Origin of the sequence: Streptomyces sp. CLV115, assembly GCF_038448545.1 — a bacterium.
GTDB classification, from domain to species: domain Bacteria; phylum Actinomycetota; class Actinomycetes; order Streptomycetales; family Streptomycetaceae; genus Streptomyces; species Streptomyces sanglieri.
The window spans coordinates 1-11,020 of the sequence record NZ_JBCEWQ010000217.1 but is presented as its reverse complement, the minus strand read 5'-3'; the positions used below and the strand labels follow the sequence as shown (position 1 = coordinate 11,020).

8 protein-coding genes and 1 pseudogene are annotated in these 11,020 nt (G+C 71.0%); 3 read left to right on the top strand and 6 right to left on the bottom strand.

Features of this window, described 5'->3' with window-relative positions:
* Window positions 1–150: 150 nt before the first annotated feature.
* Window positions 151–1,152, bottom strand: coding sequence for a TIGR03842 family LLM class F420-dependent oxidoreductase (locus AADR41_RS38775; protein WP_342286909.1), 1,002 nt, complete (start codon window positions 1,150–1,152; stop codon window positions 151–153).
* Window positions 1,153–1,163: 11 nt separating this feature from the next.
* Window positions 1,164–2,564: a dihydropyrimidinase gene (gene hydA / locus AADR41_RS38770; RefSeq protein WP_342286908.1), complete on the bottom strand. Its 1,401-nt coding sequence runs from the start codon at window positions 2,562–2,564 to the stop codon at window positions 1,164–1,166.
* Window positions 2,565–2,903: 339 nt separating this feature from the next.
* On the opposite strand from hydA, the gene AADR41_RS38765 reads away from it, so the two are divergent.
* Window positions 2,904–4,790 carry an alkaline phosphatase family protein gene (locus tag AADR41_RS38765; RefSeq protein ID WP_342286907.1) on the top strand — a complete coding sequence of 629 codons (1,887 nt, stop codon included), beginning with the start codon at window positions 2,904–2,906 and terminating at the stop codon, window positions 4,788–4,790.
* 63 nt (window positions 4,791–4,853) lie between these two features.
* Here AADR41_RS38765 and AADR41_RS38760 read toward each other — a convergent pair whose 3' ends face one another.
* The 3 genes from AADR41_RS38760 to AADR41_RS38750 all read right to left on the bottom strand — a co-directional run bounded on the left by AADR41_RS38760 (window position 4,854) and on the right by AADR41_RS38750 (window position 7,388).
* The gene (locus AADR41_RS38760) at window positions 4,854–6,140 is read right to left on the bottom strand and encodes an aspartate aminotransferase family protein (RefSeq protein ID WP_342286906.1); all 1,287 of its coding nucleotides are present in this window, start codon (window positions 6,138–6,140) and stop codon (window positions 4,854–4,856) included.
* Window positions 6,137–6,979 carry a nitrilase-related carbon-nitrogen hydrolase gene (locus AADR41_RS38755; RefSeq protein WP_342286905.1) on the bottom strand — a complete coding sequence of 281 codons (843 nt, stop codon included), beginning with the start codon at window positions 6,977–6,979 and terminating at the stop codon, window positions 6,137–6,139. Before AADR41_RS38755 ends, AADR41_RS38760 begins: the two co-directional genes overlap by 4 nt.
* A 136-nt stretch (window positions 6,980–7,115) precedes the next feature.
* Window positions 7,116–7,388 carry a hypothetical protein gene (locus AADR41_RS38750; protein ID WP_342286903.1) on the bottom strand — a complete coding sequence of 91 codons (273 nt, stop codon included), beginning with the start codon at window positions 7,386–7,388 and terminating at the stop codon, window positions 7,116–7,118.
* A 542-nt stretch (window positions 7,389–7,930) separates the two neighbouring features.
* Between AADR41_RS38750 and AADR41_RS38745 the strand changes: the two genes are divergently transcribed.
* Together AADR41_RS38745 and AADR41_RS38740 are read left to right on the top strand one after the other, a co-directional pair.
* Window positions 7,931–9,199 (top strand): aminotransferase, encoded by a 1,269-nt coding sequence (locus AADR41_RS38745; protein WP_342286902.1) that lies wholly within the window; start codon window positions 7,931–7,933, stop codon window positions 9,197–9,199.
* A 127-nt stretch (window positions 9,200–9,326) separates the two neighbouring features.
* Window positions 9,327–10,364 carry a Rieske 2Fe-2S domain-containing protein gene (locus tag AADR41_RS38740; protein ID WP_342286900.1) on the top strand — a complete coding sequence of 346 codons (1,038 nt, stop codon included), beginning with the start codon at window positions 9,327–9,329 and terminating at the stop codon, window positions 10,362–10,364.
* Window positions 10,365–10,383: 19 nt separating this feature from the next.
* On the opposite strand, the pseudogene AADR41_RS38735 reads toward AADR41_RS38740, so the two are convergent.
* Window positions 10,384–11,020 (bottom strand): annotated as a pseudogene (locus tag AADR41_RS38735) (hypothetical protein); the annotation flags it as partial.

Genomic DNA, 11,020 nt, shown 5'->3' with positions numbered 1-11,020 from the left:
GTCGATGTCATGGCGGCTGGACCCTTCGCTCGGGAACGGTGCCGTGCGTGGCGCGGTGCGGCGCGCGGGAAACAGCGGGGAAGCGCAGGAGAGCGCGATGCGGGGACGGGGGTGCGGACAGCCGTGGGGGGTGCTCGGGACAGGGGCGGGTCAGTCGGACAGAGCGGGGATGATCCGCGCACCGTAGGCGTCGATCGTCGCCTCGCGCGCGTCGTGCATGTTGTAGAGCGCGAACTGGTCGACGCCCAGGTCCCGCAGGGTCCGCAGCTTCTCGATGTGCGCCTCGGCGGGGCCCAGCAGGCAGAACCGGTCGACGATCCCGTCCGGCACGAAGGTGGTGTCGGGGTTTCCGGCCCGGCCGTGATGGCTGTAGTCGTAGCCGGACCGCCCGGCGATGTACTCGGTGAGGGCCTCGGGGACGAGGCCGGAGTGCGCGCCGTACCGGGAGACGAGGTCGGCGACGTGGTTGCCGACCATGCCGCCGAACCAGCGGCACTGCTCACGGGCGTGGTCGAGGTCGTCGCTCACATAGGCGGGGGCGGCGACGCAGATGGTCACGGAGTCCGGGTCACGGCCGGCCTCGGCCGCCGCGTCCCGTACCGCTTTGATCATCCACTCGGTGAGGAACGGGTCCGCGAGCTGGAGGATGAAGCCGTCGGCCTTCTGCCCGGCCAGCGCGAGCGCCTTCGGGCCGTACGCGCCCATCCAGACGGGCAGTCTGCCGTCCTTCACCCACGGGATCTGGACCGGCTGCCCGTCGACGATGGCCTCCCGGCCCTCGGCCAGGTCGCGGATGACGTCGATGGCCTCGCCGAGCCGGGCCAGGGTGTTGGGTTTGCGGCCGGCGACGCGCATCGCCGAATCGCCCCGTCCGATGCCGCAGACGGTGCGGTTGCCGAACATGTCGTTGAGGGTGGCGAAGGTGGAGGCGGTCACCTCCCAGGTGCGGGTGGACGGGTTGGTCACCATGGGGCCGACGACGAGGTGTTCGGTGTGTTCGAGGATCTGGCTGTAGATGACGAACGGTTCCTGCCAGAGCACCGTCGAGTCGAAGGTCCAGCCGTAGCGGAAGCCGTTGCGTTCGGCGCGGCGCATCAGGCCGACGACGGCCGAGGCGGGCGGATCGGTCTGGAGGACGAGTCCGAAGTCCATGACGGGTGCTCCTAGTCCAGGTACTGACAGGTGGCTCGCGGGGTGTACATGCCGTGTCCGGCCCGGCCGGTGTACTTCCTTGCGTCGATGACGACCTCACCGCGCGACAGGACCGTCTCGACCTGTCCGGTGATCCGCCTCCCCTCGTACGCCGAGTAGTCGACGTTCATGTGGTGGGTCTCGGCGGAGATGGTCTGTTCGGCCGCCGGGTCGTAGATGACGACATCGGCGTCGGCGCCGGGGGCGATGGTGCCCTTCTTCGGGTAGAGGCCGAACATCCGGGCCGGGGAGGCGCAGGCGATCTCGATCCAGCGGCGGCGCGAGATGTGACCGTCCACGACCGCCTGGTGGAGGAGGTCCATCCGGTTCTCCACGCCGGGCATTCCGTTGGGGATCTTCGAGAAGTCGCCGCGGCCCATCTCCTTCTGGCCCGAGAAGCAGAAGGGGCAGTGGTCGGTGGAGACGACCTGGAGTTCGTTGTTCCTGAGCCCCCGCCAGAGCGCCTCCTGGTGTTCCCGGGGCCGCAGCGGGGTGGAGCAGACGTACTTGGCGCCCTCGAAGTCCGGCTCGGCGAGATTGTCGGTGGAGAGGAAGAGGTACTGCGGGCAGGTCTCACCGAAGACCGGAAGTCCCTTGTGGCGGGCGGCGGCGACCTCGGCGACCGCCTCGTCGGCGGAGACGTGCACGATGTACAGCGGGGAGCCGGCCACGCGGGCGAGCTGGATGGCGCGGTGGGTGGCCTCGGCCTCCAGCGCCACCTTGCGCACGTCGCCGTGGTGGCGCGGGTCGGTGCGGCCCTCGGCCAGGGCCTGTTCGACGAGTACGTCGATGGCGATGCCGTTCTCCGCGTGCATCATGATCAGGCCGCCGTTGTGGGAGGCCCGTTGCATGGCGCGCAGGATCTGGCCGTCGTCGCTGTAGAAGACGCCGGGATAGGCCATGAACAGCTTGAAGGAGGTGACCCCCTCCGACACCAGCAGGTCCATCTCCTTGAGCGAGGACTCGTTCACGTCGGAGAGGATCATGTGGAAGGCGTAGTCGATGGCGCAGTTGCCGTCGGCCTTCGCGTACCAGGCGTCGAGACCCTCGCGGACCGCGCGGCCCACTGACTGGATGGCGAAGTCGACGATCGTGGTGGTGCCGCCCCAGGCGGCCGCCCGGGTGCCGGTCTCGAAGGTGTCGGCGGCGTAGGTGCCGCCGAACGGCATCTCCATGTGGGTGTGCGCGTCGACACCGCCCGGGATGACGTATCTGCCGGTGGCGTCGATCCTGCGATCGGCGCTCCAGCTCTCGGCCGCGTCGCTGTCGTGCGCCGCGAGGGCCACGATGCGGCCGCCCTCGATGAGTACGTCGGCATGCAGTTCGTCGGACGCGGTGATGACAAGACCACCGTGGATGACGGTGCGGCTCATGTACCCCTCCTCACTCGTGGCGGAATGGGTCTACGCACGTAGACAAGGTGCGTGATGAAGAACGTAGAAGTGGGTTACCCACTGTGGCAATACCGCTGCCGCTAACCGCTGAAGACGTTTCTGTTTCATCCGCCCGGCACTCCACCGGCCCACAGCCGCGGCGAGGACCACGACCACCGATGAATAACGGAATGGTTACGGGTCTGGTCCAAATGTTGAGTACGGTTCATGCGCCCGTCCCGTACGCGGCGTGGTCCGATCACCACCGACGGCGAGCCTCGGACACATCACCGGACGCCCCCGTCGCCCGGTGTCCAACGACCCGCCCCGGAGGATCACGTGTTCCTGTCGCGCTCCGCGCGTACGGTGCTGGCTGCCGCCACCGTCGCCGCCGCCGCACTGCCGCTCGTCACCACCGCCGCCCACGCCCAGGGGGCCGAGGCCCCGGCCGCCGCCCCGTACGCCGGTCTGCCGTCCGGCACCAAGCAGGCGAAGACCCTGGTCATCGGCATCGACGGCGCCACCTTCGACACCTTCTCGCGCGCCGACGTGCCGAACCTTGGACAACTGATGGCCAAGGGCCTGACCGCCCGGAGCAACCTGTACGCCGACCCGATGGCCCCGACCGTCTCCGGCGCCGGCTGGTCGTCCATCGCCACCGGTGTCTGGCCCGACAAGCACAACGTGAAGGACAACAACTTCACGGCCCCGAACCACGGCCAGTACCCGGACTACGCGACCCGGCTGGAGACCGCGGACCCGGCCACCTCCACGCTGGTCGTCGGCACCTGGAGTCCGATCCCCCAGATCGTCTTCGGTGCGAAGACCGATCTGCGGATCGCGGGCGGCGACGACGAGGGCACCACGGCCAAGGCCGCCGACTACCTCGCGCACGGCAACCCCGACTCCACCTTCGTCCACCTCGACGAGGTCGACGGCGCCGGCCACGGCACCGGCTCCGCGAGCGATGCCTACCTCAAGGCCCTCAACACCGCCGACGGCCAAATCGGCCGGCTGCTCGACGCGGTGGCGTCACGGCCGGCGTACGCCAAGGAGGACTGGCTCGTCGTCGTCACCGCCGACCACGGCCACACCCCCACCGGCGGACACGGCGGCAACACCCCGCTGGAGCGCGGCACGTTCGTGATCGCCCAGGGCAAGGGCATCCGGCCCGGCTCGGTGCGCGACGACGTCAAGATCACCGACATCGCGCCCACGGTGCTGCGCCACGAGGGCGTCGCCACCGACCCCGCCTGGAATCTCGACGGCACCTCACTGGCCGAGCCGAAGCGGGACGCCTTCGACACGCTGCGCCCCTCGCTGCGCCCGCCCGTCGACGAGACCAGGCTCCCGGCCGGCACCAAGGGGTGGACGGACACCGCGCCCGAGGGCTGGTCGATCGACAACTCGAAGATGCCGGCCGGTGGCGTCACCGAGTGGCGCGGCTGGTCCTTCGCCACGGACGAGTTCTGGACCAATGCCGAACGCGGCCAGGGCCGCGAGACGAACGTCCGCGCCCGTGACGTGTTCGCGGTCGCCGACTCCGACGAGTGGGACGACAAGGCGCACGGTGCCGGACAGTTCGACTCCACCCTGGTCGGCCCCGCGTACCAGCTGAACGGCGCGGCGAAGGCGACCGTGTCGTACGCGACGAACTACCGGGTCGACGGTCCGCAGACCGGCGACGTCTACGTCTCGTACGACGGTGGCGCCCCGCAGCTCGTCAAGTCCTACCGGGCCGACAGCAACACCGTCGAGCGTCTTGAGCTGACCGTTCCGCGGGGCGCGAAGGAGGCCCGGCTGAGCTTCCGCTACACCGGCACGAACAGCGCCTTCTGGACCGTCGACCAGGTCGCCTTCGCGCAGCCCGCCCCGCCGTCGGAGCTCGCGGTCGCCTCACTGCAGGCCGGCACCGTGCTCCTGGGCAGGCCCGGCTCCGATTCCGCCTGGAAGGTCACCGCGACCGGTGTCGTGAGGACCGCGCAGGGCAGGCCGGTGAAGGGCGCGAAGGTCACGGCCGAGCTGACGGCCGGCGGCAAGGTGCAGAAGCTGACCGGCACCACGAAGAAGGACGGCTCGGTGCGCCTGCGCACCACGGTGCCCCGGGGCGTCGCCGGAGCCACGCTGACCGTCACCGATGTGCGCTACGAGCACCTCGCGTACTACGGGGAGCTCGACCCGGTCCGCTCGCTGGACCTCACCCGCCCCACCGGCCACCGGGGCTGACCGACCGGACGGGCCCCGCAGCCGCCTCGCGGCCGGGGCCCGTCCTGCGTCCACCGCCCGGCGTTATCGGTCCACCGACCGCAGAGCCCCGGCCAGGATCTCCGCCCCTTCCTCGGCCTCCGGGATGGTCAGCGAGAGCGGTGGTGCGATCCGCAGCACGCTGGTGTTGTGGCCGCCGCCCTTGCCGATGAGCAGACCGCCCTCGCGGGCCGCTTCGAGCACGGCCGCGGCCGCCTCCGGGTTCGCCTCGTCGGTGCCGGGCCTCACCAGCTCGATGCCGATCATCAGGCCCCGGCCGCGCACCTCCCGTACGCACCGCGAACCCGCGCCGATCGCCCGCAGCCGCTCGATCAGCAGACCGCCGACGCGCCGGGCGTTGCCCTGCAGATCGTGTTCGAGGAGATAGGAGAGGTTGGCGAGGCCGGCGGCCATGGTGACCGGGGAACCTCCGAACGTCGAAATGGAGTTGGCGTCCAGGCAGTTCATGACCTCGGCCCGAGCCACGACACCGCCGATCGACATGCCGTTGCCGATGCCCTTGGCGAAGGTGAGGATGTCCGGCGGGCCGTTCTCACCGTGCGCCTGCCAGCCCCAGAAGTGTTCGCCGGTCCTGCCCCAGCCGGTCTGCACCTCGTCGGAGATCCACAGGACACCGTGCCGGTCCAGGACCCTGCGGAACGCCGCGTACAGCCCGTCGGGCGGCGAGGTGAATCCCCCGACGCCCTGGATGGGTTCGGCGATCAGGGCAGCGGGCGCCCGGGTGTGCCCGAGCAGGTCCTCCAGATCGGCGACGCAGGCCTTGATGAACTCCGGGTCGCCGAGGTGCTCGTACGGTCCCCGGGTGCGGACGCCGCCGTGCACGTACAGCGTCTGCAACGGCGACAGGCTGGTCGGCGACCAGGCGTTGTTGCCGGTGATGCCGACGGCGGAGAACGACCTGCCGTGGTAGCTGTTGCGCATCGCGAGGACCTGGCTGGAGCCCCGGTACGTGGTGGCGAGCAGCAGCGCCGTGTCGTTGGCCTCGGTGCCGGAGGTGGTGAAGAAGACCCTGGCGTCCGGAATGCCGGAGAGCGTGGCGACACGTTCGGCCAGTTCCACCATCGGCCGGTTGAGGTAGAGCGTGGACGAGTGGATGATCCGGCCGGCCTGCTCACCGACCGCCTTGGTCACCTCGGGCAGGGCGTGGGCGGTCATGGTGGTGAGGATGCCGCCGAAGAAGTCCAGGTAGCGCCTGCCGTCGGCGTCCCAGACATGGCGGCCCTCGCCGTGGGTGATCTCCAGGGGGCGTTTGTAATAGAGCGCCAGCCAGTCGGGGCTGACGGCGAGGTGCCGGTGGTGCAGACTGCTCACGGCTCCACCAGTCCTTCGTACGCGTCGGGGCGGCGGTCCCGGTAGAACGCCCACTGCTGCCTGACCTCGTCGATGAGGCCGAAGTCGAGGTCGCGGACGACGAGTTCCTCCTCCTTGTCGGAAGCGACCTCACCGACGAACTGGCCGCGCGGGTCGACGAAGTAACTGGTTCCGTAGAAGTCGTTGTCGCCGTACTCCTCCTGGCCGACACGGTTGATCGCGGCGACGAAGTACTCGTTGGCGACGGCGGAGGCGGGCTGTTCCAGCTGCCAGAGGTAGCCGGAGAGACCGCGCGAGGTGGCGGACGGGTTGTAGACCAACTGGGCGCCATTGAGGCCCAGTTGACGCCAGCCCTCGGGGAAGTGCCGGTCGTAGCAGATGTATACGCCGACCCTGCCGACGGCGGTGTCGAAGACCGGCCAGCCCACGTTTCCCGGCTTGAAGTAGTACTTCTCCCAGAACCCCTTGACCTGGGGGATGTGGTGCTTGCGGTACTTGCCGAGGTAGGAGCCGTCGGCGTCGATCACGGCGGCGGTGTTGTAGTAGAAGCCGGACTGCTCGACCTCGAAGACCGGCACGACGATCACCATGCCGGTCTCGCGGGCGAGTTCCTGCATCCGGCGGACGGTCGGCCCGTCCGGTACGGGCTCGGCCCAGCGGTAGTGCTCGGGTTCCTGCACCTGACAGAAATAGGGGGCGTTGAACACCTCCTGGAAGCCGATGATCTTCGCGCCCTGACGGGCGGCCTCGCGAGCATGCTCCTCATGCTTGGCGATCATGGATTCGGTGTCGCCGGTCCAGGTCGCCTGGACTAGTGCGGCGCGTACGACTTGGGACATGAGCTGCTCCTTCGACGCGGCGTCAGAGAGCCTCAACGCGTTTCTACGCCCGTAGACACGTGCGTAGAGGAGAACGTAAGCCCCGTCACACAGCGGGGCAAGACCATCGCCGTGAACCGGCTGAGTCGATCATGTTTCACACCCGTGCGGTCCACATGCCCGGCCGCAGGCGAAGCGGGGCGGGAGTGAGCGGCTCGCCGTCCACCTCTTCGGCTCCCTCGGCGTCCCACCACAGCTCGCCGTCGGCGGCCAGGAAGAGCGCCCGGCACCCACCGACCGCACCGCCGCTCTCCGGCACGTCCGCGACCTCTTCGAGGCAGGCGGCCGGGCAGGGCCAGGCGTCCTCGAAGACACCGCCCCGGTCGTGGTGCATCATGCCCGAACCGCCCTGCCGCGGCCCCTGCCTCATGTCGATGATCTGGGAGTCCCCGTCGCTCTCGGCCCACGGGATCCACTGCCGGTGCCACCAGGGCTCCCCCCTCCTTCTCGGGATCGCCGTCCTCCTCCAGGTCGACGTTGATGCCCACGCACATCTCCCAGTGACCGATGATCTTCGCGACCGGCAGCGGAGGCCGTAGCGGCAGCACGGTCGTCCATCCGCGGAGCCCGTGGTGGCAGGCCGGCAGATCCGCCGGGAACCGCACCCCCGTCCTGACCTGCGCCGCCTCCACCGCGACCGGGTCCGCGGGCGGCGCGAGCAGCTCGTACGACTCCGGGGCGTGCGTACGGAGCCGGGCATCGATCCTGGCCCAGGCGGCCGGGACCGCGGAGCCGGAGAAGGCGGGGACGTCGGGACGGGAGGTGTGTTCCGTCATACCGGGGATCAGAACACGCCGCACCGACAAGGCGTCGGCCCGCCCGGTGCCGACGCCCGGCCCACCGGCCTTCGGCGGCGCTTTGTATTCTCGGCAGACGCCCCCGATCAGAGCGGCACCTGCGAGAGGAATCACCATGACCACCGAGCTGAGCCCCGACGCCCTGTCCGGGCTCCTCGACCGGGCCCGTCAGGACTACCAGGACCTGGCGGGACTCGGGCTCTCGCTCGACCTCACCCGGGGCAAGCCGGCCCCCGAGCAGCTGGACCTCTCCGAGGACCTGCTGAGCCTGCCGGGCGGGCGGCACACCTCCGCCGGTGGCGTGGACGTACGCAACTACGGCGGGCTCCAGGGGCTGCCCGAACTCCGGGAGATCTTCGCCGGGGTGCTCCAGGTGCCGGCCGGCCAGCTGCTCGCTGCCGGGAACTCCAGCCTTGAGCTGATGCACGACTGCCTGGTGCACGCCCTGCTCAGCGTGGTGCCGGGCGCCGAGTCGCGCTGGGTGGACCAGGACCGGATCGCCTTCCTGTGTCCGGTGCCCGGTTACGACCGGCACTTCGCGCTCTGCGAGCGGTTCGGGATCGACATGATCCCGGTGCCGATGACCGCCGACGGCCCGGACATGGAGACCGTGGAGCGGCTCGTCGCCGAGGACCCGGCGATCAAGGGCATCTGGTGCGTACCGAAGTACAGCAACCCGGACGGCGTCTGCTACAGCGACGCGACCGTGGCCCGGCTCGCCGCGATGAGCACCGCCGCCCCCGACTTCCGGATCTTCTGGGACAACGCCTACGCCGCGCACCACCTCACCGACGAGCCCGTGGAGATCGCCGATCTGCTCGGTGCCTGCGCCGAGGCCGGCAACCCGGACCGGGCGTTCGTGTTCGGCTCCACGTCGAAGATCACCGCGGCGGGTGCGGGCGTCGCGTTCTTCGGCTCCTCGCCCGCGAACCTCCAGTGGCTGCTCGGCAACAACGGCAAGCGCTCGATCGGCCCGGACAAGGTGAACCAGCTGCGGCACGTCATGTTCCTGCGGGACGCCGACGGGGTGCGGGCCCACATGGAGCGCCAGCGCGCCCTGCTCCAGCCCAAGTTCGAGGTGGTGGCCCGGATCCTGGACGCCGAGCTCGGCGGCACCGGACTCGCGACCTGGACCTCGCCCAAGGGCGGGTACTTCGTCACCCTGGAGGTGCCGGACGGCTGTGCCAAGGAGGTCGTACGCCGGGCCGCCGAGGCGGGCATCGTGCTGACCCCGGCCGGCGCCACCCACCCGTACGGCGACGACCCGCGCGACGCGGTCATCCGGATCGCGCCGAGCTACCCGGGGCTTCCGGAGCTGGAGCAGGCGATCGCGGGGCTCGCCGTCTGCGTCAGGCTCGTGGGGTACGAGCAGCGGGCCCGCTAGGACCTCTCGTCCCGATCAGCGTCAACCCCCTTCCGGTTCCTTCCCGTTCGAGTGATGTGCGGCTCCCGGGGAGGATCCCGGAGCGGCCTGGGCAGTGTCCAGGGGACCGATTCCGGAAGGGGATGTGGTGGGACTGTCACGCGAGTTCGGGCGCGCCATCAGCGAGGGGCCGACAGCGGCCGACGTCGCGGGCGCGCCCGCTCTGCCCTGCCCGAGCGGCTGGTCCGCGCTGGCGTTCTCCGAGGAGCTGCGGCCGGGCACCGTCCTGACCCGCCCCTTGGCGGGCGAGGACGTGGTGCTGTACCGGCTCGGGACGGGGGCGGTCCGCGCCATCCGCCCCTACTGCCCGCATCTGGGGGCGCATCTCGGGCTGGCCAGGGTCGAGGGGGACCACCTCGTCTGTCCGTTCCACTTCTTCGCGTTCGGCCCGGACGGCGCGTGTGTGCGTACCGGATACGACACGAAGCCGCCGAAGTCGCCGTTGTCGCAGCTGCCGGTCCAGGAGGTCAACGGCGCGGTTTTCGTGTGGCGGCACCACGACGGCCGGGCGCCGGACTGGACGATCCCGGCCTGGCACGAGATCGGCCACCGGCCCGCCCGCAGCGCCGCCTGGGAGCTGGCAGGCAATGTCCAGGAAGTCATCGAGAACTCGGTCGACCTCGGCCATTTCGCCACCCTGCACGGTTGGGCCAGGGCCGAGATCGGCGGGCCGGTGGTCTACGACGACGCCTCGTTCCATGTCTCCATGCGGGCCCACGAGTCGGCGCCGCTCCTGGGCGACTTCGTCGTCGACGTGGAGGTGGACGGGTACGGGCTCGGCTGCCTGCACGCCGATGTGCACACGGCCCGGCTGGGCCTGCGGATGTGCACGATGGTGATGCCGACGGCGATCGCACCCAACCGGATGCAGTTCCGGCAGCGCAATCGCATCGCCTTCGCCGAGCCGTCCCGGCTGCCGGCCCCGCTCGCCCGTGCGGTGAGCCGGACCGCGGCCAGGGTGCTGGACCGCGCCGTGTTCCGGTCCAGCTGCGAGTTCACCGCCGCGGACTTCCCGATCTGGAATCACAAGCAGTACCAGCAGCCACCGCGGCTCGCTCCCGGCGACGGCCCGATCGGCCCGTTCCGCCGCTGGGCCCGGCGGTTCTACCCGCCGCCCCCGGAGTGACCGGCCCGGGGGCGCCCGCTCAGGGTGCCCCCGCGATGCCCGCCACCCGCAGGGCGTGGGCGACGTCCCGCTCCCTGGCCGGTGAGACGGCACGGGCCGCGGCCAGCAGTGGCGGGACGAGGCGTTCCGGATCGTCCGCCGCGACCTCCGCCGCGTCCTGCGGAGTCCGTACGCGGACGAAGGCGCCCAGCAGTGCCCGCGCCTGCGGCCCTTGGCCGGACCGTTCCAGCGCCACCACCGCGGCGGCGATCTCCCCGGCGGGGCCGGCCACCCCCTGGCGCAGCAGTTGCCCGCAGTCGTCCGGACGCCCTGCGGCGTGCAACGCTCCAGCGGCGGAGGCGAGTTGGGCCGGCGGCAGCGAGGCGACCTCCCACAGCAGCGTCGCCCAGTCGGCGTCGAGGCCGGCCCGGTGCAGCTCGACGGCGAGCGCCGGCAGCCATTCCGCGGGCCGGCGGGCCGCCTCGCAGAGCACTGCGTGTGCCGCACCGCCGCTGCCGTCGGCCCGCAGCCGGCCCAGCCGCTCGACGGTCCACAGGGCGGCCCGGCGGGCCTCCGGGGCCGGGGCGGAGACACGGGTGGCGGGCCCGGCGGAGGTGTCGTCGCCGGGCGGGGCGACGGCGAAGCGGGCACCGCGCGGCGCGGCGGCGGTGGCGGGC

Bases quoted from the DNA above. Each gene is read 5' to 3' on its own strand.
- hydA (WP_342286908.1), bottom strand. From the start codon at position 2,564: ATGAGCCGCACCGTCATCCACGGTGGTCTTGTCATCACCGCGTCCGAC.
- AADR41_RS38755 (WP_342286905.1), bottom strand. From the start codon at position 6,979: ATGTCCCAAGTCGTACGCGCCGCACTAGTCCAGGCGACCTGGACCGGC.
- AADR41_RS38745 (WP_342286902.1), top strand. From the start codon at position 7,931: ATGACCACCGAGCTGAGCCCCGACGCCCTGTCCGGGCTCCTCGACCGG.
- AADR41_RS38775 (WP_342286909.1), bottom strand. From the start codon at position 1,152: ATGGACTTCGGACTCGTCCTCCAGACCGATCCGCCCGCCTCGGCCGTC.
- AADR41_RS38750 (WP_342286903.1), bottom strand. From the start codon at position 7,388: ATGAGGCAGGGGCCGCGGCAGGGCGGTTCGGGCATGATGCACCACGAC.